Source organism: Chitinilyticum piscinae (assembly GCF_015223195.1).
In the GTDB taxonomy this organism is placed as follows: domain Bacteria; phylum Pseudomonadota; class Gammaproteobacteria; order Burkholderiales; family Chitinibacteraceae; genus Chitinilyticum; species Chitinilyticum piscinae.
Genome location: NZ_JADFUA010000001.1, coordinates 217,066 through 241,301, shown reverse-complemented (window position 1 = coordinate 241,301; position 24,236 = coordinate 217,066). Strand labels below are relative to the sequence as shown.

The following is a 24,236-nucleotide window of genomic DNA, read 5'->3' as shown; positions in this document are numbered from 1 at the left end:
GGGCGCCTTTTGCATGCATGAACCCCGCTTATTTGTCGCCCAGCGTTTCGAGTACGGTCCACTTGCCGCTGACCACCTTGTACACGGTAATGGCACCGTCCTTCAGGTCGCCCTTGTCGTCGTAGGCAATCTTGGCCGAGGTAACGCCTCCGGTGTATTCGATCTTGGCCAGCACCGGCAGATAGACGGCCGGATCGGTCGAATTGGCTTGCTGCATGGCCGCCAGCAGTACGCGGGCCGCGTCATAGCCGTAGGGGGTGTAGATTTCCATCGGGCCGTATTTGGCTTCGTAGCGCTTGGCAAAATCCGGGCCGCCCGGCATCTTGTCCAGCGGCAGGCCGGCCAGCGAGGCGATGGTGCCTTCGGCCTCGGTTCCGGCCAGCTTGAGGAAGGTATCCGAGCGGGTCATTTCACCCGAGACCAACGGCGCCTGCAGGCCAAGGCGCAGCTTCTGCTTCACCATCGGGCCGGATTGCACGTCGGTGCCGCCGAAGAAAATCAGATCGGGGCCGGCGCTCTTGATGGTGGTCAGGATCGACGAAAAGTCCGTTTCCTTGTCGCTGGTGTATTCGCGCTTGACGATGCTTGCGCCGGCGGCCTTGGCGGCCTTCTCGAATTCATCGGCCAGTCCCTGACCATAGGCGGTGCGGTCGTCGATCACGGCAATCTTTTTGGCGCCCAGCTTTTCGACTACGTATTTGCCCAGCACCGAGCCCTGCTGGGTGTCGGAGGTCATCGAGCGGAAGGCGGTCTTGAAGCCCTGCTGCGTCAGCGCCGGAGCGGTGGCCATGGCGATGTGCGGCAGGTTGGCCTCGGCGTAGATTTTCGATGCCGGGATGGTGGTGCCGGAGTTGAAGTGGCCGATCAGCCCCGCCAGCTTCATGTCGGCGAATTTCTGCGCGATCTGGGTGGCCGTTTTCGGATCGGCCATGTCGTCTTCGGCGATCAGCACGAACTTGACCGGTTTGCCGGCGATCTGCGGATTCTGGCTGTTCACGTCATCCAGCGCCATCTGCACGCCGTTCTGGTAGCCCTTGCCGTAATGCGCCTGGCTGCCGGTCAGTGGTGCGGCAAAGCCGATCTTGACTTCGGCCGGGCCGGAGGCTTGCGCCTGTGCCGCGTCCTGACCCTTGTTGCAGCCGGTCAGAGCCAGCCCGCCAGCCACAATGGTGGCCAGCCCCAGATGCCATGTCTTCATGCAGATTCCTCGGTGATCGTGATTGTTCTCATGCCGGGCGCACGCGGCCCGCACCCTATCATGCCGTAGCGCTTGGGTCGTGACATTAGGGAAAGCGCTTACTTTGACCGGCGTCATGCCGGCTGATCTGTCTTGGCCAGGCTGGTCAGTTTTTCGATGCTGGGGACAAAAAACGCCGCGCCAGTGACTGCCCGACTGAAATTCAGCAGGTGATCGACGCGGCCATCATCGGTCGGAGCGACCATGCGGGTGAGCATTTTCTCGAAATGTCGCGGGGTGTGGCAGTAGGAGGCAAAGTACAGCCCGCGGTCTCCACCCGGTGTACCGTAGGGCAGCGACTGGCGCAGCAGGGCCAGTTCCTCGCCGTTTTCATCTTCGATGACCACGCGGCTGATGTGCGCGGTGCGCGGACGGTCATCATCGGGCAGCTCTTCGTCGCTGTGCTTGGTGCGCCCGATGATGGCTTCCTGCTGCAGCACCGGCAGCTTGTTCCAGCTCTCCATGCGGTGCACGTAGCGCTGGATGTGCAGATAGCTGCCAGCTGCCCAGTCCGGATCCTGCTCGCTGACCAGCGCCACGGTTGCGCGCTCGTCGTCTTCGGGATTTTCCGTGCCGTCGACAAAACCGGTCAGATCGCGTCCTTCGCGGCGGCGAAACGCCGCGGTGACCTCAACCGGTTCGAGCCAGTCGCGTACCGCGTCAAGGAAATCACTGGCAACGTCGTGCAGCAGATCGGCCTGCTCGCCGCGCAGATGCACGATCAGGTCGGCATTGGTGATGGGTGCGGGGTGAATCGCGCCGGCAATGTGCGGGAAGGCACGCAGTTCGGCCGGGCGTTCGCGGCCAAACAACTCGGCCCAGCATTCTGCACCGATGCCGATTGCCGCCAGCACAGGGGTATCAGGCTGTGATTTATTGAATTCCATGAGTTGCGAATGAAACCCTGCAATGTATTTGGCCAGCTGTCCGTCAATGCGACGGCCAAGACGGCGGCGAAGCAGCAGAAACAGTGCATGGCTGCTGGCGGCGGGAAGAATGGCGGTTTGCGGGGTCATGCAGCAGCTCCGTGGGCAAAATCAAGAATGGCCGGCAACCAGTCGCGGTAGCCGGTAAAGCCATGGTCACCGCCCTCCAGCACGGTTTGCCGGCAGCCGGCATACCACGCCACGGCGTGACGATAATCGAGCGTTTCATCACCGGTCTGCACCAGCAGCCAGTAGCGCGCATGCCGGGTCGGGCGGCGTTCGTAATCGACCAGCTGCTGGGCGTAGTCGGGCAGGATGATTTCGCACTCGCCGGTATGGTGGTTGCGCTGCTCGCCGGTATAGGCGGCCACTAGCCGGGAGGGCTGGACGGCGGGATTCAAGAGTACCGCCCGCACGCCGAAAGTTTCCACGGCCCAAGTCGCCCAGAAGCCGCCGAGCGAGCTGCCGATCAGGCAGGTGGCCTGCGCATCGCAGCCCGCGAGCAGATCGCGCAGCAGGGCGGCGCAGGCGTGGGGGGCGGTGGGTAATGCGGGCGCGTGAAACTGGCTGGCCAGCCCGCGCTGCTGCAGCCAGTCGGCGGTCGCGCGTGCCTTGCCGGCAGCCGGGCTGGACAGCAATCCGTGCAGATAGACCAGATGCGTCATGCGGCGGCCGGCAGCAGAATGGTTGACCCGGTGGTCTGGCGGCTTTCCAGTGCCCGGTGCGCCGCTGCCACGTCCTGCAGGGCAAAGCGCTGCTGAACTACCGGCTGGACAAAGCCATGCTCGATGCTGTGGAAATAGTCACCCGCAGTATCGACCAGCTCCTGGCGGCTGGCGGTGTAATGCCCGAGCGTTGGCCGGGTAAAGAACAGCGAGCCTTTCTGTGACAGCAGCAAGGGATCGAAGGCCGGAACGGCTCCCGAGGCGTTGCCGAAGCTGACCAGCATGCCACGCGGAGCCAGGCAGTCCAGCGAGCCGTGGAAGGTTGCCGCGCCCACGCCATCGTACACTACCGCCACGCCATGGCCGGCGCTCAAGGCACGCGCCTGGCCGGGCCAGTCGGTATTACGGTAATCCAGCACGTGATCGCACCAGGTGCCCGCCAGTACCTGTTTGGCGTCGCTGCCGGCCGTGCCGATGACGGTGGCGCCCAGAGCCCGGGCCCACTGGCACAGAATCTGGCCGACACCACCCGCTGCGGCATGGACCAGAATGGTCTGTCCGCGCTGGACCGGGAACGTGCGTTTCAGCAGATACTGCGCCGTCATGCCACGCAGCAGGGTGCCTGCGGCAATTTCATCGGGTATACCGATGGGGACATGAACCAGCCTGTCTTCCGGCATGATACGGTGCTGGGCATAGGCGCCGGTGGCACCGCCTGCGTAGGCCACGCGGTCGCCGGGGCGGAATTCGCGCACGCCGGCACCAATGGCTTCGACCACCGCGCAGGCTTCCAGCCCAAGCCCGGCAGGCAGGGGCAGCGGATACAGGCCGCTGCGGTGGTAGGTGTCGATGAAATTGACGCCGATGGCGAGCTGGCGCAGCAGAACCTGACCGGGCGCCGGTGCGGCCAGTGGTACGGTTTCCAGCTGCATGACCTCGGGGTCTCCGTGACGATGGATGCGGATGGCTTGCGTTTGCATGATTGCCCCTGTCCGGTGGTCCGGATCATCATGTCTGTGTAAGAAAGCGACTGCTTATATTGTTGGGGAGCCGGCCGGGTCTGTCCAGCCGGCAACCCTTGCGGTGCATGGTGCTGTGTTTACACCCGGTAGCGTGCAATCGACTGTTCCAGTTCCTGTCCGAGCTGCTGCAGGCGCCGGCCTTCATCGGCGGTGCTGGCTGCTGCCGCGCTGCTTTCTTCGGACATCTGCGCCACGCGCTCGACCTGCTGGGCCATGGCCGAGCTGGCTTCGCTCTGTTCCCGCATCGCCTGCGAGATCTCGCTGACCTGTTCAACCACGCGATCGGCGCTCTGGCGAATCTCATTGATTGCCGAGCTGGCCTGCTGGGCACGCGATACGCCTTCATCGACTTGCCGGACGGTGGCCTGCATGGTTTGTACCGTGCTGCTGGCCTCGTTCTGGATGGCCGATACCGTGGCGATGATCTCCTGCGTCGAGCTGCCAGTCCGCTCGGCCAGCTTGCGCACTTCGTCGGCCACCACGGCAAAGCCGCGTCCCAGTTCGCCCGCCCGGGCGGCTTCGATTGCGGCATTCAGTGCCAGCAGATTGGTCTGGTCGGCAATATCCTTGATGACATTGACGACGGCACTGATGCTGGTGGTCCGTTCCTTCAGCGATTCGATCTGGCCGGCCGACTGGCGTACCTGATCGGCAATCTGGTTGATGCTGGTGATCGTCCCGTCGATGACTGCCCCGCCCGAGGCGGCCTGCCTGCCGGCTTCACGTGCGGTCTGGTCACACTGGCAGGCCTGATCGGCGACATGACTGATCGAAACGGTGACTTCCTCGATGCCCGCCGCCATGCTGGATGCCGAGCTGCTGACATTGTTGGCGGCCTGCGACATTTCGCGACTGTTGGACGAGAGTGCGCTGACCGCCTTCCCGACATTCTGGCCGATCTGGTGCAGCTGCCGGATGCTGGGTTGCAGTGCATCCAGCAGCACATTCATGGCCTGCAGCGAATCGCCGATCTCATCGCGGCGCTTGACCGGCAGGCGCTGGGTGAAGTCGAAACGGGTGCTGAGATCCTGCATGAAGGATTGCATTTCGCGTAGCGGTACCGTGATGCTGCGGGTGATCAGCTGGCTGATGATGATTCCGGCAATCACCGCAACCAGGGAGAGCATGCCCAGGGTGTACTCGGATTGAATGATCAGCTGGCTGGTTTCTTTGGTTTTTGCCGCGTTGAGCTCCGTTTCCAGCTTAGCGAAATCACGCAGGATGCTGTTCAGGGTTGCCATTTTGGCCGCGCGGTTATCGACATCGCTTCTGGCTTCGACAAAATTGCCGGCCATGGCCAGTTCGATGGTCTTGTCGGTGGCCCCCATCGCAGCGGGGATGGCCTCCTGCAGCCTGGCCAGTAGGGCCGATTCTTCCGGGAAGGGCGGATACAGCGGGTTGTTGAACAGCTGCTTCAGTTTTTCATGGCCGTCGAGGACGGCTTTGCGCGCAGCGAGGTATTTTTCCTGGGTGGCTTTCTGCTTTTGTGGCAAATCGTCAAGCAGCAGTTGCCGGTACTGGATCCGCATTTCCTGAACATGGTCGATTAGTCGCAGGGATTGTTCGAGCTGTTTCGTGTTGGCGTCGACAATTTCATGGACGTTGTCGCCCAATGACTTGATGCGCAGCATGCCGAACAGGTCACCGGCCACCATCAGGATCAGGATGGCACCGAAACCTAGCAGCAGACGTCTGGATACGGTCAAGCTCATGTGTTGCCTCTCGCAAATGATGAAGACGGAACGCGCTACTTCTCATCCTAGCCTGCCCGACGGCAGGTGCAAAAAAACCCGGAACAAGCCGGGTTTTCTGTCGGGCAGGTATCGCGGTCACGCGCGGGTATGCAGGCCACTGTCCACATAGAAGGTCGTGCCGGTCAGGCGCTTGGCGCCATCGCTGCACAGGAAAGCGGCGGCAGCGCCTACGTCGTCGATGTCGATCAGCTCGCGCAGCGGTGCCTGGGCTGCCGATTCTTCCAGCAAGGCGTCAAAGGCCGGGATGCCGCTGGCGGCCCGGGTCATGACCGGTCCGGGCGAGACGGCATGCACGCGAATCTTGCGCGGACCCAGTTCATTGGCCAGATAGCGCACGCTGGCTTCCAGTGCAGCCTTTACCGGCCCCATGACACCGTAGTTCGGCACAACCTTTTCCGCGCCGTAATAGCTCATGGTCAGCAGGGTGCCGCCCTGTGTCATCAGCGGCTCGGCAAGCCTGGCCATGCGGATGAAGGAGTGGCAGGAAATATCCATGGCCAGCGAGAAGCCTTCGGCACTGGTGTCAACCACGCGGCCGTGCAGATCGTCCTTCGGCGCGAAGGCAATCGAGTGCACGCCGATATCCAGCCGGCCCCACTTGGCATTGATGTCGGCAAAGACGGCTTCCAGTTCCCCGGCTCCCTGGACGTTGCACTTCACCAGCACGCCCGGCTGCAGTTCGTCGATCAGCGGGGCGATGAAGTCGCGGGTGCGGTCGGTCTGGTAGGTGATCGCCAGCTCGGCGCCCTGCGCTTTCAGGGCGCGGGCGACACCGTAGGCGATCGAGTTTTCATTGGCCATGCCCAGTACGAGGGCGACCTTGCCTTTGAGAGGCTGTTCCATGCTCTGGCTCCTTGCTGGGGCAGCCGCATTGCTGCCCCGTTCCTGTGCCGGGATGATCCCGGCGTTCTGGTCCTGAAGTGTGCGCGCCGCCGTGTTCAGGCGTCTGTTCCCGGCTTGCGCTTGCTGCTGCGAGCGGGCTTGTCCGCCGGGGCAGTGGCGGGTTTGCCTGCCGTGGTGGACTTGGCCGCAGGTGCGCGGCGCGGCGCAGCCGCCTTGCGTGTGCTGGCTGCGGCTGGCGTTGCCGGTCCCAGCGCTGCGCGCAGGGCCTGCAGCCGTTCATCCAGTGCGGTGAATTCACCCGGAACCAGCTCGGCCAGTTGCGCATAGGTGTTGAATGCGTCATCCAGCGCGGCCTGCGTGTCAAACAGCCGGGGCAGGCTGGCCAGCGCGGCATCCGGCAGGCGCCATACCAGCAGGCTTTGTTCGCGGATCAGCTGGCGCAGGGCCTCGTCGTCCAGTCCGGCCAGCGCCGGCTGGCGGGTCAGCCAGTTGACGGTGAACTGGCGGCGGGTCAGCGGAATGCGGTCGCCGTCACGGGTGAGCAGCAGGCCCAGCCGGATCAGCCCGGCTGCCGCGCCCCCCTGATCCAGCTGCGCAGCCAGTGCCGCGTCGTCCACCTGGCCAGCCTGGTCGGGTTGGCGCGTATCCTGGCGGTTTTCCGCGCCAATGCCCTGCATGGCGAGCCAGCCATAGGTGCTGAAGAAGGCCGCCTCGGTCGCGACATCACGCAAATCGCCCAGCAGATTGAGGCTGGCCGACAGGCGCGCGGCCAGGTCGCGTTCCCATTGCCGCCAGGGGTTATCGTCTGCGGCTGGCTGGCGGTGGGCGCGGATTTCGCCGGCCACTGCCCCCAGTGCACTGGCGACGGGATTCAGGCTCGACCACGCCCACTGCTGCAGCCGGTTCGGGTGCAGCATGCGGCCGGCCTGTGCGGTGGTTTCATTGGTGAATGCGCGTACCCAGGGTCGCAGGAACATTTCGTAGCTGCGGGTGGTGAGCTCGGAAACTGCCTCGACTGCGGAGAAGGGGATCTCGTCCTGACGGTCGAACTGCTGGGCGTGCTGCAGCTCCTCGACCCGCCGCTCGGTCAGCTCAGCGCGCCAGCCGCCCGGAGCCTGCGGGTCGGCAGTGATCTTCATGGCGTACAGCCCCGGTGCCAGCGTTTCGATCACGTGCATCAGCTCGACGATCTTGGCGTGCTCTTTGGTGGCCACGCCGGCGGAGACAAAAATGCCGAGATGGCCGACGCTTTCGTGCACCAGCCCGACCACGACCTGCCCGGCCTGTTTCAGCGCGTCGGTGGTCGGGTAGAGGTCCAGAATCCAGTTGAACGCCTGCTGCGGCGGGGTGATGTTGTCACCCAGCGAGGCAAACACCACGATGGGGGCATGGATCGCTTTCAGGTCGTACTGTCCCTGGCGGGCGGAGGCCTTGCCTTCGACCAGATTGTTGCCGATGAACAGGTTTTCCACGATCCACTGGATCTCCTCCTCGTTCATCAGATAGGGGCCGCCCCACCAGCGTTCGAATTCCAGATAACGGGGCGGCTCGGTATCGACCCGGTCGTAGAGGTGATAGCTCTTGTCGACCAGCGTGTTGCCCAGATTCAGGTTTTCGAAATTGGCGACCAGATGCGCGCCGTCAAACAGCCCGTTGCCCAGATCGGACGCCAGCAGCGCCGGCCAGGCGCCGCCGAGAATCCCGCCGGCGTAGCGCATCGGATTATTGTCATTGCCGGCCCAGTAGGAGACCGGCGCCCCGTTGACCACCACGGCACCCACCAGCTCGGGCGCTGCCGCGGCGACCAGCATGGCCGCCCAGCCCCCCTGGCAGTTGCCGACCAGCACCGGTTTGGGGGCATCCGGGTGTTCGCGGCCCACCCAGCGCAGGAATTCCTCCTCGGCGGCGGTCACATCGGCCAGTGTCTGGCCCGGCTCCGGGCGCGGGAAAAAGATCACCGCGTATACCGGATGCGCATCCTTCAGCGCCATGCCGATTTCCGAATCCTGCTTGAAGCCGCCGATGCCCGGGCCATGCCCGGCACGCGGGTCGATGATCACATAGGGGCGGCGGGTCGGATCTACCGAGGCCGAGCCGGCGGGCGGGATGATGCGGGCCAGCGCATAGTTGGCCGGGCGGGCGAAGCTGCGCGCGTCGAGCACGATTTCATATGCGAAATGCAGCACCGGCGGCTTGCCGGCTGCCTCGTGGGCCAGAAACTGGTCACCACGCTGGCGCAGCACATCCCAGAACAGCAGCTGCCGCTCGGCCGTGTCGCGCAGATAGTCCAGTCCGCTTTCGAACAGCGCCTGCGGGTCGTGATAAGCGGGAGCGGCCGGAGCGAGTTCTTCGATGGCCTTGCCGGTGACGGCTGCGCTGCGCTTGAGTACGCGCCGGGTTACCTTGCCTTGCAGCTGGACGGTCTGTTCCAGTTGCCTGTCGTTGGTCCACATAAAACACCATCCTTCCTGCCGGTACGGCGAGTGATTGTTTCAGGGAATATCGCGGCGCCGCCGCTGATGTTGCGGTGCAATTATTGCAGTGCAATATAAAGGAAGGATGTCCGATGCGCCGGCGATTTGCAAGGCAGAAGAAAGTAAATCAGGGGCAGACGTAGCGGCTGCTCAGGCAGTGGTTGCCAGCGAGGGACTGTCACCCCGTTCGCTGACTGCGGCAATCGCGTAATGCGAGCTGAGCTGCTGTGCGCCTGCCCGCAGCGCCGGCGCCGGCTCGCTCAGGCGCTGTCGCCATGTATTGCCATGTAGGCCTTCCTGAATAAGGCTTTCCCGCGTATACGCACCAAGTTCCTTGGTCTGCTGCTGCAGGACTGCGGCAGGGGCCTGCGCGGCTTGCGGGCTTTGCGGTGCCTTGAAGTTCTGCGGGGCACGCACGGCCACCGGCAGCACGGCCCGGATGCCGGGATGCTGCCGGGCGGCAAACAGGGTGGCTCTGGCATTCATGATGGCTTGCTCCGCACGTGGCATGACAATGCCTTGATGCTAAAGCTGGCGGCGTGGCCGGGCTGCGAACTAGTACAGCCCGCCAGCGGTAAAAATCCACAAACGCGGCCGCCGCAGCCACTGGGCGGGTCACACCGCCAGGCTGATGCCAGGGCGTGCCGTGGTATCGGCGGGGGAGGCGGGAACCGGCAGCGGCTGTGGCTGATTGCCGGCATTGCCCTGCAGCGCGCCGCTTTCGGCCATGGCCTGCATCATCTGGTATTTCTGCGCCTTGCGCGTGGCGTCGACCACGTCGGCGCTGCTTGGTGCCTGCGCGGTTTCGGCCGACTCGCTAGTGCTGCTTTCGGTCGCCGCAGCGTAGGTCTGGGTGTAGGTATCCAGCATTTGCTGGGCCTGTCTGGAGATGTAGACCGTTTCGGCCATCTGGCGCGTGCTGCTGCCTGCGGCATTTTGAGACGTGCCTGCCACAGCGGGCGCCGCCTGTTCCGGTGCTGCCTGGCTGCGGTTCAGGGGCTGGTAGCTCTGGAGCGGATTCAGTGAATTGACGTTCATGGCGATCTCGCAAGAATGCACTTCCGATGACGAAATCATAGCCAGTAATGGTCTTGATTTTACAGGTATTTTTACCGCCGTTGCGCCGGAAGGTCGCCCAGCCCCGGTGCCACGCTGGGTGCTCGGGTGGCTATGGCGCCGGCCGGTCTGCTTGGGGCTGCTGGTCCGTGGTAAAATTCACGGTTTTGCTGTCTGCCAATCCGGATAAACCCATGACCCGCACCGAACACCTCAAAAGCCTGCTGAAACAACGCATCCTGATGCTCGATGGCGGCATGGGCACCATGATCCAGCAGTACAAGCTTTCCGAAGCGCAGTACCGCGGCGAACGCTTTGCCGACTGGCACGTCGACCTCAAGGGCAACAACGATCTGCTGGTGCTGACCCAGCCGCAGATCATCGCGGAAATCCACCAGCAATATCTGGATGCCGGCGCGGACATCATCGAGACCAACAGCTTCAACGCCACCGCAATGGCGATGGCCGACTACGAAATGGAAGGGCTGGTGTGGGAGCTCAACCACGCCGCCGCCAAGCTGGTAAAAGACCTGTGCGTGGCGGAAACCGCGAAGAACCCGGCCAAGCCGCGCTTCTGTGCCGGCATTCTGGGCCCCACCAGCCGTACCGCGTCGATTTCGCCCGACGTGAACGACCCCGGCTACCGCAATGTCACCTTTGACGAGCTGGTGACCGCCTACCTCGAATCCATCGACGGCCTGGTCAAAGGCGGTGCCGACATCCTGATGGTGGAAACCATCTTCGACACGCTGAACGCCAAGGCGGCCGTGTTCGCCATCAAGAAATACTTTGCCGACCGCCCGGACATCGAAGCCCTGCCGATCATGATTTCCGGCACGATTACCGACCAGTCCGGCCGCACGCTCACCGGCCAGACCACCGAGGCCTTCTACAACTCGCTGCATCATGCCGATGCGATTTCCTTTGGCCTGAACTGTGCGCTCGGCCCCGATCTGCTGCGCCCCTATGTCGAGGAAATGAGCCGCATCAGCGATACCTTTGTCTCGGTGCATGCCAACGCCGGCCTGCCCAACCCGCTGGCACCCACTGGCTACGATCTGTTGCCGGAAGACATGGCGCCGCAGGTGCGCGAATGGGCCGAATCGGGGCTGGTGAACATCATCGGCGGCTGCTGCGGCACCACGCCGGCGCACATTGCCGCGATCTATCAGGCCGTGAAAGACCTGCCGCCGCGCAAGCTGCCCGAGATCGAGGCCAAGTGCCGCCTCTCGGGCCTGGAGCCCTTCAACATCGGCGACAACGACCTGTTCGTGAACGTCGGCGAGCGCACCAACGTCACCGGCTCCAAGGCCTTTGCCCGCCTGATCCTGAACGGCGATTACCCGGCCGCGCTGGAAGTCGCCCGCCAGCAGGTGGAAAACGGCGCGCAGGTGATCGACATCAACATGGACGAGGGCATGCTGGACGCCCAGAAAGCCATGACCACCTTCCTGAACCTGATCGCCGCCGAGCCGGACATTTCGCGCGTGCCGATCATGATCGACTCGTCGAAGTGGGATGTCATCGAAGCCGGCCTGAAGTGCGTGCAGGGCAAGTGCATCGTCAACTCGATCTCGATGAAAGAGGGCGTCGAGCAATTCAAACACCACGCGCGTTTGCTGAAAATGTACGGCGCGGCGGTGATCGTGATGGCGTTCGACGAAGTCGGCCAGGCCGATACCTACGCCCGCAAGGTGGAAATCTGCGAAAAGAGCTACCGCATCCTGGTCGACGAAGTCGGCTTTGATCCGGCCGACATCATTTTTGACCCGAACATTTTTGCCGTGGCCACCGGCATCGAGGAGCACGCACGCTACGGCCTGGACTTCATCGAAGCCACCGGCTGGATCCGCCGCAACCTGCCGCACGCCAAGGTTTCCGGCGGCGTGTCGAACGTATCGTTCAGTTTCCGCGGCAACAACAAGGTGCGCGAAGCCATCCACGCCGTGTTCCTGTATCACGCCATCAAGCAGGGCATGACGATGGGCATCGTCAACGCCGGCGCGCTGGAAAACTACGACGAAGTGCCGGGCGAATTGCGCAACGCGATTGAACGCGTGGTCCTCATGGACGGCGCCGACCCGATGGCGGACACCGACGCGCTGATCGCGCTGGCCGAATCCTTCCGTGGCGACGCCGCGCAAAAGTCGGGCGAGGACCTGAGCTGGCGGACTCTGCCATTGCAGGAGCGCATCACCCATTCGCTGGTGAAGGGCATCACCACCTTCATCGTCGAGGACACCGAAGAAGCGCGCCAGAGCGTCGAGCGCCCGATCCACGTGATCGAAGGCCACCTCATGAACGGCATGAACGTGGTGGGCGATCTGTTCGGCTCGGGCAAGATGTTCCTGCCGCAGGTGGTGAAATCCGCCCGCGTGATGAAGGCCGCCGTGGCGCATCTGGAGCCCTTCATCGAGGCCGAAAAGATCGCCATGGGCCTGGCCGACGCGCCGGCCAAGGGCAAGATCATCATGGCCACCGTCAAGGGCGACGTGCACGACATCGGCAAGAACATCGTCGGCGTGGTGCTGCGCTGCAACAACTATCAGGTGTTCGACCTGGGCGTGATGGTGCCGTGCCAGACCATTCTGGACAAGGCGAAGGAAGTCGGCGCCGACATCATCGGTTTGAGCGGCCTGATCACCCCGTCGCTGGAAGAAATGGCGCACGTCGCCAAGGAAATGCAGCGCCTGGGCTTTGATATTCCGCTGCTGATCGGCGGCGCCACCACGTCGAAAGTGCACACCGCGGTGAAGATCGAGCCGCATTACCAGAACAGCCAGGTGATCTACGTGCCCGATGCCAGCCGTGCGGTCGGCGTGTGCTCGAACCTGCTCAGCGATGACCTGAAAGCGCCATTCGTGGCCGAAGTGAAAGCCGAATACCAGAAGGCCCGCGAGATTTTCGAGGCCAAGGACAGAACCAAGCTGGTCGATCTGGCGGAAGCCCGCGCCAACAAATTCGCACCGGATTGGTCCGGGTATGAGCCGGTAGCCCCATCGTTTACTGGGGTGCGGGAATATACCCAGTATGATCTGAGTGAACTTGTGCCCTTTATCGACTGGACGCCCTTCTTCCAGAGCTGGGAGCTGTACGGCCGCTACCCGGCGATTCTGCAGGACGAAGTGGTCGGCGAAGCCGCCCGCCACCTGTTCGACGACGCGCAGAAGATGCTGAAGAAAATCGTCCAGGAAAAATGGCTGTCCGCCGCCGGCGTGATCGGCTTCTTCCCGGCCAACAGTGTGAACGACGACGACATCGAGCTGCGCGACCCGGCCACGGGCGAAGTTGCCATGCTGTGGCACAACCTGCGCCAGCAATTGCCCAAGGCCAAGTCAGGGGACATCAAGCCCAACCTCTGCCTGGCCGACTACATCGCGCCGAAAGCATCGGGCGTCACCGACTACATCGGCGCCTTTGCCGTCACCGCCGGCATCGGCATTGATGAGCACGTGAAACGCTTCGAAGACGCCAACGACGACTACAGCGCGATTCTGCTCAAGTCACTCGCCGATCGTTTCGCCGAGGCCTTTGCCGAACACATGCACTGGAAGGTGCGCACCGAGCTGTGGGGCTACGCCGCCGGCGAAAACCTGAGCAACGACGAGCTGGTCGACGAAAAATACACCGGCATCCGCCCCGCACCCGGCTACCCGGCCTGCCCGGATCACACCAGCAAGGTTCCACTATTCAAGCTGCTGAACGCACCGAACATCGGCATGACCCTGACCGAGGGCTACGCCATGCTGCCGACCGCAGCGGTGAGCGGCTTCTACCTCGCCCACCCGCAGGCGCGCTATTTTGGCGTGGGGAAGATCACCAAAGATCAGGTCGAGGATTACGCACAACGCCGTGGCGTCAGCGTCGCCCAGGCCGAGCGCGATCTGGCGCCGAATCTGGGGTATGTGGCTTGATGCTTTGAAATTGTTGGTGTCTGGCGCAATACGTCAAACAAAAAGCCCCGCAGTTGCGGGGTTTTTTACTGATACGGATTGCCCTGCGGACTGCGCTGCACGAGGTTACAGCCCCCGGGTAAAGTACCAAAACATGAACAAGATGTAGCCCACCACGATTAGCAGCGGCAGGCTGAGTAATAGCAGCAGGGCATAGAGAAACCAGTGTGCTTCGGCAGTGGCCCTGTCTGGATAATGGGGCAGAGGTGGTGGCAGAGGTTCTGGCAGAGGGCGCTTGAGCACAGCCAGATCGTGCAGCTTGAAGCGTATGGGCCCTTCGGCTTCGATTGGGGTATGAGCGAGTGGACTTTCGCAGCGCACGCAGAATGGTGCTTCGACAGCATTGAGCGTGCGGCATTGTGGGCAGGGCGTAGTCACATTGGCTGGCTTGTCTAGTGTTGATGCTAAAGCTTATACGAAGCTTTCTTGAGTGTCGTGTTTCGTGAATGGATTGTGGCGCAGGAGTATAAATCACTGACGGATGTGGTCGTGTTTTCTGGCATAGCACCTTGCGTGCTGCTTGCCACATGCGCCGCAAGTAGCCAGCAATGCATTCGGCCTTTAATCACCATAAAGCTGTGCCTGTTCGCCACCAGCCCAGTCTGCCGGGTACACCCCGGCTGCCACCAGCGTGTGAAACGTCGAATACGGCCAATCCGCCACCCGGCAGACCAGGCGATGCTTGACCGGATTGAAATGCAGGTAATCCATGTGTGCCGCAAAATCCGCCGCATCGCGGATCAGATGCTCCCAGTAACGCCGCTGCCAGATTCCGCGTTCACCACGCTGCTGGCGCACCAATGTGCGCCGCTCAAGCTTTGGCAGCTGCCGTGAAAACAAGCAGCTTGATCAGCCGCCAGCGCAACGCGAAATCGGCGTCGCCCGCAGGCAGCTCCAGAATGCAGTGCAGATGCTCCGGCAGCACCACCCAGCCATGGATGATAAACGGGTGGCTGCGTTTGACGGTTTGCACCGCAGCCCGCAGCAGTTCGATTCGCTCGACCAGCAAGCGATTGCCACGTCGTTCGAGCAAATTCACGGTGAAAAAATAGGTGCCACCCGGGCACCATGCACGCCGATAGTCCATCTGCACAGCATAGTGGTACAGCGGCCTAGCCGATGCATGCTTTTCCGCTTCATCGTAGGGCGCATTCGCCGCTTGGCGGCAATGCGCCGGAAGTTGCGTGGGGCTTGCCACATGCGGTGCAATGCCTGCGGCGATTGCGCCCTACGGAGTGCGCCGTACGAGGTGAAAGGTGTCCTGTTTATAAAGTACGGTTTTTTTCTCCGTGCGTAACAATAACACTTTTGAGCATTTTTAAATTTAGACTTTTGTTGGCTAGAAGATCATTCAAGGTGGTGTTGTCTGCGCGTAAAATCAACCTGTCCGCTCTTTTGTATCCCATGGAGCCGATATATATCTTGCTTATTGCTGCTGTGTTCTTCGAGAAGCTTAAGCTGGAAAGACCATTTTCTTTGCAAACGCTTATGACCTTTCTTAGTGTTTCAATGTTGACTCCGTCGCCAAATGAAAGGTGATAATGATCATCATCGAATTTGCTATCAAACTTGTCACTAATATAGATGCTTTCTTTTGCTAGTTTTTCTGATATTTCTTTTAGGTTCTTTATTGAGGAGTTTATGGTTATTATTGTTTGGTCTGAGGCGGTTGCTGAATTTATTGCTAAGTCGTCATTGTTGCTGTTGTTGGTCTCTGTGATGGGTTCAATGATCTCTTCTTTTTGCTCAGTGTCGTATGAGAATTTCATTTTTAAATGTGCGGAGTAGTACTCGTCGTCTTGCATTTCTGCTCTGTATTTCGTTTGGAGTTTAAATAGTCCAAACAAAAATATTGGGACGCATAAAATTGATGCGATGACTAACAATACGGCTAACCAGTTGGTGTTGGAGATATTGGCTGCGGCTGTTAAGAATGAAGTGCTCATTAGAAACATTGTAATTAGCCAGGCAGCTAGGATTTGAATTGGCTTTGTAAATTTAGTTGCGTCGCTTATTTTTTCCACAAGAGTCTCACTTTTGCACTGGCCCGGTGCGCAGCCATGTAGCCATGTAGGGCGGGTCGTGACCCGCGCTGATCCATCTTTGTGGCCGCTCCGACGCCGGATCAACCACGTTCTAATTACCGTTCAGCTTACCATGGCTGAATGGCGGGTTATCCCCCAAGGGGACTTCCTTCGGGGCGCGCCTTTGGCTAAACCGCCCTGCGCGTGTTGCATTACTTATCCGTGGGGCAGGGTGATGTCGTGTTATCGGCGCTCGAACGGTACGGGGCTTCGCATTTCTTCATCGTGCCGCATCGCCTACTGCAGCTTGAACAACTCCACCGGCCCCAGCCATGTAGGGTGCGCAAATCCTGATTTGCGCACGCGGCGCGATCTTTGAACACTCGCTGCGGTCTGGACGAACCGCATCCGGTGCGCAAACCCCTGCGGGATTTGCACACCCTACCTGCTGCCGTTCTTCTGCTTTTCCGAAATCACCACCGCGCCGCTGTCCTGCGACACCTTGATGGCTTCCTTGAGCTGGCCTTTGTCCTTGATGGCGTAGGTGCCGAGCAAATCGCTGCTGGCGGCCTGCGCGCCCAGCGCCATGCCCAGCAGCGCCAGTGCGGCGAGTCGTTTCTGCATCATCAACTCCCTGATGATTGTGCTTGCGTAAGCAAAGCTTGTTTTTTCTGAAAGCCTACCACGGCTGATTTTCCGGATAAATTGATCTGCCACAGGTGCGATGCAGGAATGCAACGTCGCCGCAGTTTGCCGCTGGCCCGACGCCGGATGTGAGCGGCTTTGGGTATGTGCATGGGTATGGGGCTGCAGGCGTTTTACTATGCAATTTGCATGGCAATACCCGGCAAAAGCCCCGCGATGCGGGGCTTGTTGTTGGCTGGGAGGGTGCGCGGTCGGGCGACAATCAGCGCAGCGAACGCCCCGAAGGGAGTCCCCTCGGGGGATCGCGCCGGTTGTGCTGAGTACGGGATCACGCATGTGGCGCATTGGCGATGCGCATTGACCCCGACGAGTGCACCGTACTCGGTGGCGATGATCTGCGGATGGTGGATTGTGTTTGGCGCAGTCCCGCCAGATTTCCGCGACATGCCGCGCCAGTGGCCACCTGGCCGGACGCCGCCCGGCCAGTGTGTACCCGGATGGGGCGGGCTTTAGCGCGCGGCCGCGCCGGCCGGCAGCGAGCGTGCCAGCCGGAAGCCGATCGACGGATTGCTGAACGTCGGTGCGCCTGGTGCGCGATCGGTCAGGTGCATGTCGAAGGTGTTGTCCCAGCTGGCGCCGCGCAGGATGCGCACCGGGCTGTCGACGGGGCCAAGCGGATTGTGCTGCGCTTCGGCCGTGAACGTGCGCTCGCCATCGTTGGTCCATTCCCAGACATTGCCCGACAGGTCGTACACGCCCAGCGCATTGGCCGGGTAGCTCCCCACCGGTGCCAGGCGCGGATGGCCGTCGTCGTAGTCGGGCCAGGGGGTGAAGCCGGCGGCCAGCTCGCCGAAGTAGGCCATGAAGCTGGCATCGGCGACATTGGCGGTCGGCTTGCCATTCACCAGCGGGCTGCCGTTGCCCCAGGCGTTGACGATGTCGCGGCCGCGCTCGCGCGCCGCGTATTCCCATTCGGCCTCGGTCGGCAGACGGTAGCCGAATACCTTGCCCACATCGCGGGTGGGCTGGCCGGCCGAGTCGAGCAGCGCCCCGGTGGTTTCGTCATACGCACGGGGCCAGCCGTGCTGCTGGTTCAGCCAGTTGATGTATTTGATCGCATCGAACCACGTGACGTTGATCACCGGGTTCTGCCCGCGCCCCATCTCGACCTGGCCGATGTCGAGCGAGCTGGCCGGCGTGCGGCCGGTGGCACGCGTGTAGCGGTCGTAGTCGGCAAAGGTTACCTCGGTCTTGCCGATCTGGTAGCTCGACAGCGTGACCGGATGCACCGGCGTCTCGTTCGGGTAATTGAAGCCGTTCTCGATGGTTGCCCCCATCATGAAGCTGCCGCCGGCGACGGTGGCCATGCCGCGCCTGGCGGCATGGGCCGATTGCCACGGCCCCCACTCGGCGCCGGGCGCCTCGCCGTAGGACCACCAGCGCGCCTGCCAGTCTTCGCCATCGTGGCTGACGGTTTCGCCCTTCTGGTAGGCGCGATTGGCCTGCCAGCTTTCCGCGGCGAAGGCGGCCGGAAAGAGGCCGGCCAGTACGGTGGCAAACAGCGCATGCAGCGCCATCTTCTTGCTCTTGTTCATCTTATCCATCCTCATTGTCTTGCGGTCTGTGCCGCTTTATCGCGCCGGCCGGAATTGGCCGGCCGGATCAGTGTACCGGGATGGCTGGGGTGTGCTGCCGGAAAGTGCATGGTTGTTGTAAGTTTGTGGCAGCGATGCGGAGCTGAGTGGCTTTTGTATACGGGTGGTGGGTATGCCTGCATAAGCAATCAATTTAATGCTTTCCGCTTGGATACCTGCAAGATTTCTCGCTCTGCGTTTTGGCAGGCCGTACTGATGCACATGGCTTGCACGGAAAGCCGAGTAGGGGGGGCGCAAAGTCTGATTCGCGCACGCAGCATGATCTTTGCACGTGCGCTGCGGCCTGTACGCACCGCTACCGGTGCGCAAAGCCCTGCGGGATTTGCACACCCTGCGTGCTGCGGCGTGGCCGTGAGCGGCTGCGAACATTTGCATGGGTATGTGGCTGCAGACTTTTGATTGCAGAAGCGGCATGGCCATACCTGGCAAAAAGCCCCGCGTGCGGGGCTTTGTCTTGTCCGGTGTTCGGGCGCGAGCTGCGGCGTAAGCCCGGTGCCCTAGCTGGTGGCGCGCTCCGGTGTCCGCTCGGGCGCCTTGCTCCAGATGCGCGTGTTCAGGTCCAGCGCGTCGACCACGCCCAGGTAGCGCTGCAGTTCCTCGCGCAGGCTGAGCGCCAGCTCGCCGGTGAGGAAGGAATCACCGCCATCGACCTGAAAGGGCTCGCTGGCCGGCAGCGCCAGCAGCAGCCGGCTGTCGCGGTAGGCAGCATGCAGCTCGGGAAAGCGCTCGTGCAGCGCCTTGAAACGCTCCATGGTGCTGGGGGTGAGCAGGTAGCGGGCCTCGACCTCGTTATCGGACGATGCCTTGAAGATGGCATTGAATTCGGGGTCTTCCAGCGTGAGGTAGCTGCCGAAGTAATTGTTGAGGGCATTGACGCTGCCGGGCTGCAGCCGGGTGCGGGAATAAAAGGCCTTGTTGTTGTCCGCCGACAGGAAGATGCCCTTGAACAGGGTGCGGTATTTGGTGCGGGTTTGGCGTTTGCCCTGCGAATCGGTGTACGGCTCCTGATAGGATTCCTCGGCATGCACATAGCCAAAGTGCAGCGCGGTATCGCCGACGCGCCCGCCGATCCAGCCGCTGCTGCTGTAGCGGTCGATGTCGTTGAAAAAGCCGGCCGCGGCAAATTCGTCCTCGGCAATGCTGCGGGCAGGGTCGTAGTGCATCTGCGGTGCCAGCTCGGCCAGCAGGGCGGGGAGGACTTCCAGCTTGAACTTGATCGCCGTTTTGCTGCCGCGCTGCAGCCACAGCATGCCGGTGACGAGGGCGCCGATGCCCAGCGGAATGGCGCCGGCCAGCAGCTCGCCATACACGATCAGCGCGATGATGGTCAGTACGGCGGTGCCGCCAGCGGCCCACAGCATGTATTGCCCGTCCCGGCTGACCTCGGCCGCGCGTTCGCTTTCCAGCCGGGCCAGCAGTTCCCGGATGGCGGGGGAGAGCTGGCTCATCGCCACACCCGTACCGGTTCGCGTTCTTCGGCGGTGGCCTCGAACCAGCTGCGTACCTTCAGCCCCATCATGCTGGCGAGGATGCTGGTGGGGAACATCTGGCAGGCGTTGTTGTAATCGGTGACCGCGGCATTGAAGGCGCGGCGCGCGGCGGCGAGCTGCTCCTCGACTTCGCTCAGCGCGCGCTCCAGCGATTCGAAGCTGCTGCTGGCTTTCAGCTCGGGGTAGCTTTCGGCCAGGGCCATCACCGAGCGCAGCTGCGCGCTGGCCTGCCCATCCATGCTCACTTTGCCGTCATCGCTGGACTGCATGAAGCTGGTGCGGCTGGCCGCCAGATCCTTCAGCAGCTTTTCCTCGTAGCCCATGTACTTTTCGCAGACGCTGACCAGATTGGGAATCAGGTCGTAGCGTTTCTTGAACTGCGCATCAATGGAGGCAAAGGCAAATTCCACCTGGTTTTTTTTGCCCACCAGGGTGTTGTACAGGATGACAAGGATGATCAGCAGCAGCAGGGGCAGGGCCCAGACAAGAATGCTTGGCATTGGATGATTCCGATAGCGATGCGCAGCCGCAAGTAGCTGCCGAAGCCGTCTGCCGGTTTGGCAAAGCGACACTTGCGCCTAGCTTACCAGCAGCTGGGCGCGTTCTCATCCCATGCGGGTGCAATGTTGCGGGGCGGGGACAGGGCGCGGCCTTCGTCGACTGCGCCAGCGATGCAGGCCGGGTCAGGCACGCTGGGGGCGCAAATCCTGATTTGCGCACGCAGTGCGACCTTTGCAGATGCATCGCTGCCTGGGTGAACCGCTTTCGGGACGCTCCCCCCGGCGGGTCTTGCTTCTTGTCTGTTGCAGGGTATATGGCGCTGGCCTATTGCCTGCATTAGCTACGAGGTAATACCTGTGGACTTCATTCATCCGTTCCGGCAGCTAGACTTTGCGCACGCGCTGCGTCAGGCCCTTGAGGAAGTGGCGCAGGAACTGGTCACCACACGCCCGGAAGTGCTTGTGATCCTTGCGGCGGAAAAAGGCAGAAAGCTCATGCTTGGAGACGGTGAAGCCGGCGGCGGCCAGCATGGCGCAGATGTCGTCGTCTTTCAGCTCGAAGGCGGTGCGCAGCTTTTTTAGGACCAGATTGTTGCTCACCGGCAGCTCGATGGGCGGCACGGGGCGGCTCTCGTCCTTGCCCCGGCGCAGGATGATCAGCGCATCGAGAAAATGGGCCAGGGTGAGGTCGTCGCATTCGGCAAAGCCCGCTTCGTCCACTTTCTTCAGAAAGGCCTGCATGGTGTCCAGGCGGATGTCATGGCCGCTGGCTTGCACCATCTCGGCCATTTTTGCGTCGGACAAATCCAGCATGTAGCGAATGCTGCGCAGTACATCGTTATTCAACATGGCGTGGCCCCGTGGGTGAAGCGGGCATTTTACGCGGCCGGCCAGCGCCTGCCCGCATTTATGCATTTATTCAGCCACGACGCGTCGCGTTGCACATGGGGAACGTGAACGCCCTATCGCAAGCGCCAGCCGATTCGGGAACACAAACCCTTGCGGGATTTGCGCACCCGTGCTGCTGTAGTTTGACCGTGGGTCAGGCGACAGCCGCGCGTGATGGCGGGCGCTGCCGCAGCGCCACGGCGCAGGCGGCGATGAACAGCAAGGGCAGAAAGGCGGCGGTGTTGACCTGCGGCAGCGTCACCGCGCCCAGCCACAGGTATTTCAGGGTGACCAGCCAGTCCAGCGCCTGGATCACCAGCATGCTGCGCAGCCAGGGGGCGGCCTGTGCGGGCTGGCGCAGCGCCACGATCAGGCCGTAGCCATAACCGAGAAAGCGGGCGGCCATCATGCCGAACAGCCAGTTGCTCCAGCCCGGCGCTTGCGGCAGGCCCAGCAGCAGGGCGCTGCGCTCGGGGGCGGCGAGAAAGGCCAGTCCCAGAATGATCTGTACGGCGGCCATCATGGCCAGAAGTGCCCGGCTGGGGCGGGATAAACGTGTTTGCATGTGCTGCTCCGGTGGGAATGGGGAAATGCCGGTGCATCTTGCGTGCCTTACTTTCTTTTTGGAAGTAGTTACTTTTTTAATAGTATTAATCCGGTGGATGAACGATGAACGAACACAGACAGGACATGGCATGCGCCGGCGATTGCCCGGTAGCGCGCACGGCACGGCTGATCGAGGGAAAGTGGACGACCCGCATCATCCGCGATCTGCTGGGCGGCACGAAGCGCTATTCCGAGCTGCAGCATTCGCTGGCCGGCATCAGCCCGAAGGTGCTGGCTGACCGGCTGAAGTTTCTGGAGCGCGAAGGCTTGCTCAGCAAGACCGTCTATCCGGTGGTGCCGCCGCATACCGATTACACGCTGACGCCGCTGGGAATGCAGCTCGCCGACCTGATCGCCGCCATGGCGGCCTTCGGCATGCGCCTGCCACCAGCCGGGGCCGCTCCGCGCAATCCTTGAATGGTGCCGCCAGGCGGGCTGCGCGGTCACGCCTGCCATAACCGTGGCAGCAACAAAGGGCGGTATTGATGGCGTGCTCAACTATGATGGCTAGACACATGTCGTCGCCGGCGGTCGGCCGGGGCGGACGCCTGGGATCCTTTTTCTGGAGAACGCGATGTATCTGGTGCGCTTGATCTATGTAAGCCAGTTGTCCGAGCAATTCCGCCCGGGGGATGTCGAGCACATCCTGCAATCGGCCCGCAGTAAAAACTCCGCCCTGCACGTCACGGGTGCACTGTTTTTCAATCCGGCGTTTTTCCTGCAATGCCTCGAGGGATCGCGCGAAGCGGTCAATCAGACCTATCAGCAGATTCTGAAAGACCCGCGCCACAACCACATCCTGCAGCTGCAGTATCAGGAAATCGCCCGGCGCGATTTTTCCGAATGGTCGATGGGCTATGTGCCGGATTCCGCCAGGCTTGCCCCCGTGATCAAGGCCTATTCGCGCAGCGACATGCTTGATCCCTACACCATGAGCGGTGAAAGCTGCTATCAGCTGCTGCTGGCGCTGAAAGGCCTGATGGCCTGATGGCCTGAGGGTGACAGGCTGCCATTTGCTACCCCAGCGATTAGTCAGGGGTATGTTCCTGCAACTCAATACTCAATATGCTTTCAAGGAAATACCCTGGTCGTCGGTGGCGAGCTGCACCTTGCCACCGTGTCTGTGCTCAATCAGGTCAGGCAGCTCTTGTCAGCCCCTGTCCTCTGTATCCGGAGATCTCATGAAGCGTTTTATCCCCGTTCTGTTTTGCCTGCTGGCCGTGCCGGCGCAGGCACTGGATTGCCGTCAGGCCAGCTCGACTCCCGACATCGAGCAGTGTGCTCGCATGACCCAGGAGAAAACCGAGCAGCAGCTCAACACGGTCTACCGCCGCGTACTGAAGCAGGTGGAAGCCGTGAGCGCCAACCCCGAAACCGAGGAACAGGGCGCGCTGAAGAAGAATTTCATCGAAGCGCAGCGGCTGTGGGTGAAGTTCCGCGAGGCGGATTGCCGCAATGTGTATAGCTACTGGTCGGGCGGTACCATTCGCGGCACGATGTATCTGGGCTGCATGCAATCCCGCGCCGAGCAGCGTATCAAGGAGCTGCAGCAGTTCGTTGAAAATCAATGACGCCCTGTCGGTAATTACCGTTGATGGTATACGTCTGAATCAATGGTAAATGAATGCATTCAGGCTTATACCCGGTGCTTTTTGCAGGGGGGTGGAGCCAGCCGTTCAGCGGCCGGTCAGTTCTTTGGGCACGCCGCGAATGGCAGACTGCAGAAAGTCGTACAGTTCGGTGTTGGCGGGATTCACGCCCAGATGGCGGGTGAAGACATCGCGCGGGGGCTGGCTGATGTAGAGCCAGCGATCCAGTTCGGGGTATTCGCGGCGCAGGTGCGGCAGCGCGGATTGCTGCAGTTGTGTCACGTCGATGCGCCCTGCTTGCAGTTTGCGCAGATTGGCGGATTGGCTGGTGGCATCTTCGCGGCGGATCTTGCCAGCCTGAATCGCGGGGGTCAGATCGCCCAGCTGTCGCCCGAGAATGGCACCGAAGGTGAGGCCGGTTAACGATTCCGGGCCACGATAGTCGACAGGCCGGCTTTTGCTGCTGACGATCAGATCCGCATCGTGCGAGTAAGGCCCTGTCCAGCGCAGGCGGCCGAGAGGCAGATTGCTGAAAAAATCAGGATTACCCCAGGCCACGACGCCTTGCCAGTCGGGTTTCTCCAGTTCCTGATCCAGCCGTTTGCGCGGCAGCTGCACCGGTTCGAAGCGGTAGCGCCCCTGCGACGCGTCGCTGAGGTAGTCGGCGAGATCCGCGGTGAGGTTGTCCGGATGGGCGAGTCCGAACGGCGAATCGTCATAGTAGGTGTAGAGCGGAATGTGCTGCACCGCCGCTGCATGCCCCAGCAGGGCCCACAACAGCGCCAGCCCCGCCAGCAGGATGCGTGTCATGCTTCAGCTTAAGACGTCGGGGCACGGGGAACAAGCCGGCCTGCGCCGGTGTGCCGGGGATGTCTATACATGCATGTGTATATTGCTGCGCTCATTATT

General features: G+C 61.9%; 23 protein-coding genes. 4 read left to right on the top strand and 19 right to left on the bottom strand.

Annotated elements, in window-relative coordinates; translation table 11 throughout:
• Positions 1-28: 28 nt before the first annotated feature.
• The 9 genes from INR99_RS01110 to INR99_RS01070 form a co-directional block, all read right to left on the bottom strand.
• The gene (locus INR99_RS01110) at positions 29-1,198 is read right to left on the bottom strand and encodes a branched-chain amino acid ABC transporter substrate-binding protein (protein ID WP_194114445.1); all 1,170 of its coding nucleotides are present in this window, start codon (positions 1,196-1,198) and stop codon (positions 29-31) included.
• Between the two features lie 113 nt (positions 1,199-1,311).
• Positions 1,312-2,253, bottom strand: coding sequence for a Dyp-type peroxidase (locus INR99_RS01105; protein ID WP_194114444.1), 942 nt, complete (start codon positions 2,251-2,253; stop codon positions 1,312-1,314).
• A complete protein-coding gene (locus INR99_RS01100; protein WP_194114443.1) occupies positions 2,250-2,828 on the bottom strand; it encodes a YqiA/YcfP family alpha/beta fold hydrolase in 579 nt (192 codons plus the stop codon). Before INR99_RS01100 ends, INR99_RS01105 begins: the two co-directional genes overlap by 4 nt.
• Positions 2,825-3,808: a quinone oxidoreductase family protein gene (locus tag INR99_RS01095; protein ID WP_194114442.1), complete on the bottom strand. Its 984-nt coding sequence runs from the start codon at positions 3,806-3,808 to the stop codon at positions 2,825-2,827. Before INR99_RS01095 ends, INR99_RS01100 begins: the two co-directional genes overlap by 4 nt.
• A 119-nt stretch (positions 3,809-3,927) precedes the next feature.
• Entirely contained in the window at positions 3,928-5,562 is a 1,635-nt protein-coding gene (locus INR99_RS01090; protein ID WP_194114441.1) for a methyl-accepting chemotaxis protein, read from the bottom strand.
• A 117-nt stretch (positions 5,563-5,679) separates the two neighbouring features.
• Positions 5,680-6,447, bottom strand: coding sequence for an enoyl-ACP reductase FabI (gene fabI / locus INR99_RS01085; protein ID WP_194114440.1), 768 nt, complete (start codon positions 6,445-6,447; stop codon positions 5,680-5,682).
• Between the two features lie 95 nt (positions 6,448-6,542).
• Positions 6,543-8,900 carry a DUF3141 domain-containing protein gene (locus tag INR99_RS01080; RefSeq protein WP_194114439.1) on the bottom strand — a complete coding sequence of 786 codons (2,358 nt, stop codon included), beginning with the start codon at positions 8,898-8,900 and terminating at the stop codon, positions 6,543-6,545.
• 171 nt (positions 8,901-9,071) lie between these two features.
• Entirely contained in the window at positions 9,072-9,431 is a 360-nt protein-coding gene (locus INR99_RS01075) for a hypothetical protein (RefSeq protein ID WP_228098021.1), read from the bottom strand.
• A 105-nt stretch (positions 9,432-9,536) separates the two neighbouring features.
• Positions 9,537-9,959 carry a hypothetical protein gene (locus INR99_RS01070; RefSeq protein ID WP_194114437.1) on the bottom strand — a complete coding sequence of 141 codons (423 nt, stop codon included), beginning with the start codon at positions 9,957-9,959 and terminating at the stop codon, positions 9,537-9,539.
• Positions 9,960-10,171: 212 nt separating this feature from the next.
• Between INR99_RS01070 and metH the strand changes: the two genes are divergently transcribed.
• Positions 10,172-13,891 carry a methionine synthase gene (metH, locus tag INR99_RS01065; protein WP_194114436.1) on the top strand — a complete coding sequence of 1,240 codons (3,720 nt, stop codon included), beginning with the start codon at positions 10,172-10,174 and terminating at the stop codon, positions 13,889-13,891.
• A 600-nt stretch (positions 13,892-14,491) separates the two neighbouring features.
• Here metH and INR99_RS17975 read toward each other — a convergent pair.
• The 9 genes from INR99_RS17975 to INR99_RS01025 all read right to left on the bottom strand — a co-directional run bounded on the left by INR99_RS17975 (position 14,492) and on the right by INR99_RS01025 (position 21,697).
• Positions 14,492-14,728 carry a transposase gene (locus INR99_RS17975; protein WP_444542131.1) on the bottom strand — a complete coding sequence of 79 codons (237 nt, stop codon included), beginning with the start codon at positions 14,726-14,728 and terminating at the stop codon, positions 14,492-14,494.
• Between the two features lie 13 nt (positions 14,729-14,741).
• On the bottom strand, positions 14,742-14,969 hold the full coding sequence (locus INR99_RS17970) for a hypothetical protein (RefSeq protein ID WP_444542130.1): 228 nt from the start codon (positions 14,967-14,969) through the stop codon (positions 14,742-14,744).
• Between the two features lie 226 nt (positions 14,970-15,195).
• Positions 15,196-15,954, bottom strand: a complete 759-nt coding sequence (locus INR99_RS01055; protein WP_228098020.1) for a hypothetical protein — start codon at positions 15,952-15,954, stop codon at positions 15,196-15,198.
• Positions 15,955-16,395: 441 nt separating this feature from the next.
• Entirely contained in the window at positions 16,396-16,578 is a 183-nt protein-coding gene (locus tag INR99_RS01050; protein WP_194114434.1) for a hypothetical protein, read from the bottom strand.
• A gap of 530 nt (positions 16,579-17,108) precedes the next feature.
• Positions 17,109-18,203, bottom strand: a complete 1,095-nt coding sequence (locus INR99_RS01045) for an SUMF1/EgtB/PvdO family nonheme iron enzyme (RefSeq protein WP_228098019.1) — start codon at positions 18,201-18,203, stop codon at positions 17,109-17,111.
• 548 nt (positions 18,204-18,751) lie between these two features.
• On the bottom strand, positions 18,752-19,702 hold the full coding sequence (locus INR99_RS01040; protein WP_194114432.1) for a DUF3137 domain-containing protein: 951 nt from the start codon (positions 19,700-19,702) through the stop codon (positions 18,752-18,754).
• Positions 19,699-20,244 carry a LemA family protein gene (locus tag INR99_RS01035; RefSeq protein WP_194114431.1) on the bottom strand — a complete coding sequence of 182 codons (546 nt, stop codon included), beginning with the start codon at positions 20,242-20,244 and terminating at the stop codon, positions 19,699-19,701. Before INR99_RS01035 ends, INR99_RS01040 begins: the two co-directional genes overlap by 4 nt.
• Positions 20,245-20,628: 384 nt before the next feature.
• Entirely contained in the window at positions 20,629-21,093 is a 465-nt protein-coding gene (locus INR99_RS01030; RefSeq protein WP_194114430.1) for a YehS family protein, read from the bottom strand.
• 193 nt (positions 21,094-21,286) lie between these two features.
• The gene (locus INR99_RS01025) at positions 21,287-21,697 is read right to left on the bottom strand and encodes a hypothetical protein (protein ID WP_194114429.1); all 411 of its coding nucleotides are present in this window, start codon (positions 21,695-21,697) and stop codon (positions 21,287-21,289) included.
• A 104-nt stretch (positions 21,698-21,801) separates the two neighbouring features.
• On the opposite strand from INR99_RS01025, the gene INR99_RS01020 reads away from it, so the two are divergent.
• From INR99_RS01020 to INR99_RS01010, 3 genes are all read left to right on the top strand, one after another.
• Positions 21,802-22,155 carry a winged helix-turn-helix transcriptional regulator gene (locus INR99_RS01020; RefSeq protein WP_228098018.1) on the top strand — a complete coding sequence of 118 codons (354 nt, stop codon included), beginning with the start codon at positions 21,802-21,804 and terminating at the stop codon, positions 22,153-22,155.
• A gap of 157 nt (positions 22,156-22,312) precedes the next feature.
• Positions 22,313-22,726: a BLUF domain-containing protein gene (locus tag INR99_RS01015; protein ID WP_194114428.1), complete on the top strand. Its 414-nt coding sequence runs from the start codon at positions 22,313-22,315 to the stop codon at positions 22,724-22,726.
• A gap of 193 nt (positions 22,727-22,919) precedes the next feature.
• Positions 22,920-23,309 carry a lysozyme inhibitor LprI family protein gene (locus tag INR99_RS01010; protein ID WP_194114427.1) on the top strand — a complete coding sequence of 130 codons (390 nt, stop codon included), beginning with the start codon at positions 22,920-22,922 and terminating at the stop codon, positions 23,307-23,309.
• 105 nt (positions 23,310-23,414) lie between these two features.
• On the opposite strand, the gene INR99_RS01005 is transcribed toward INR99_RS01010, so the two are convergent.
• Positions 23,415-24,137, bottom strand: a complete 723-nt coding sequence (locus INR99_RS01005; RefSeq protein WP_194114426.1) for a substrate-binding periplasmic protein — start codon at positions 24,135-24,137, stop codon at positions 23,415-23,417.
• Between the last annotated feature and the right edge of the window lie 99 nt (positions 24,138-24,236).

What these genes read in the sequence shown, in the direction of transcription:
- INR99_RS01110 (WP_194114445.1), bottom strand. Translation starts at nt 1,198, where the DNA reads ATGAAGACATGGCATCTGGGGCTGGCCACCATTGTGGCTGGCGGGCTG.
- INR99_RS01105 (WP_194114444.1), bottom strand. Translation starts at nt 2,253, where the DNA reads ATGACCCCGCAAACCGCCATTCTTCCCGCCGCCAGCAGCCATGCACTG.
- INR99_RS01100 (WP_194114443.1), bottom strand. Translation starts at nt 2,828, where the DNA reads ATGACGCATCTGGTCTATCTGCACGGATTGCTGTCCAGCCCGGCTGCC.
- INR99_RS01095 (WP_194114442.1), bottom strand. Translation starts at nt 3,808, where the DNA reads ATGCAAACGCAAGCCATCCGCATCCATCGTCACGGAGACCCCGAGGTC.
- INR99_RS01090 (WP_194114441.1), bottom strand. Translation starts at nt 5,562, where the DNA reads ATGAGCTTGACCGTATCCAGACGTCTGCTGCTAGGTTTCGGTGCCATC.
- fabI (WP_194114440.1), bottom strand. Translation starts at nt 6,447, where the DNA reads ATGGAACAGCCTCTCAAAGGCAAGGTCGCCCTCGTACTGGGCATGGCC.
- INR99_RS01080 (WP_194114439.1), bottom strand. Translation starts at nt 8,900, where the DNA reads ATGTGGACCAACGACAGGCAACTGGAACAGACCGTCCAGCTGCAAGGC.
- INR99_RS01075 (WP_228098021.1), bottom strand. Translation starts at nt 9,431, where the DNA reads ATGCCACGTGCGGAGCAAGCCATCATGAATGCCAGAGCCACCCTGTTT.
- INR99_RS01070 (WP_194114437.1), bottom strand. Translation starts at nt 9,959, where the DNA reads ATGAACGTCAATTCACTGAATCCGCTCCAGAGCTACCAGCCCCTGAAC.
- metH (WP_194114436.1), top strand. Translation starts at nt 10,172, where the DNA reads ATGACCCGCACCGAACACCTCAAAAGCCTGCTGAAACAACGCATCCTG.
- INR99_RS01050 (WP_194114434.1), bottom strand. Translation starts at nt 16,578, where the DNA reads ATGCAGAAACGACTCGCCGCACTGGCGCTGCTGGGCATGGCGCTGGGC.
- INR99_RS01045 (WP_228098019.1), bottom strand. Translation starts at nt 18,203, where the DNA reads ATGGATAAGATGAACAAGAGCAAGAAGATGGCGCTGCATGCGCTGTTT.
- INR99_RS01040 (WP_194114432.1), bottom strand. Translation starts at nt 19,702, where the DNA reads ATGAGCCAGCTCTCCCCCGCCATCCGGGAACTGCTGGCCCGGCTGGAA.
- INR99_RS01035 (WP_194114431.1), bottom strand. Translation starts at nt 20,244, where the DNA reads ATGCCAAGCATTCTTGTCTGGGCCCTGCCCCTGCTGCTGCTGATCATC.
- INR99_RS01030 (WP_194114430.1), bottom strand. Translation starts at nt 21,093, where the DNA reads ATGTTGAATAACGATGTACTGCGCAGCATTCGCTACATGCTGGATTTG.
- INR99_RS01025 (WP_194114429.1), bottom strand. Translation starts at nt 21,697, where the DNA reads ATGCAAACACGTTTATCCCGCCCCAGCCGGGCACTTCTGGCCATGATG.
- INR99_RS01020 (WP_228098018.1), top strand. Translation starts at nt 21,802, where the DNA reads ATGAACGAACACAGACAGGACATGGCATGCGCCGGCGATTGCCCGGTA.
- INR99_RS01015 (WP_194114428.1), top strand. Translation starts at nt 22,313, where the DNA reads ATGTATCTGGTGCGCTTGATCTATGTAAGCCAGTTGTCCGAGCAATTC.
- INR99_RS01010 (WP_194114427.1), top strand. Translation starts at nt 22,920, where the DNA reads ATGAAGCGTTTTATCCCCGTTCTGTTTTGCCTGCTGGCCGTGCCGGCG.
- INR99_RS01005 (WP_194114426.1), bottom strand. Translation starts at nt 24,137, where the DNA reads ATGACACGCATCCTGCTGGCGGGGCTGGCGCTGTTGTGGGCCCTGCTG.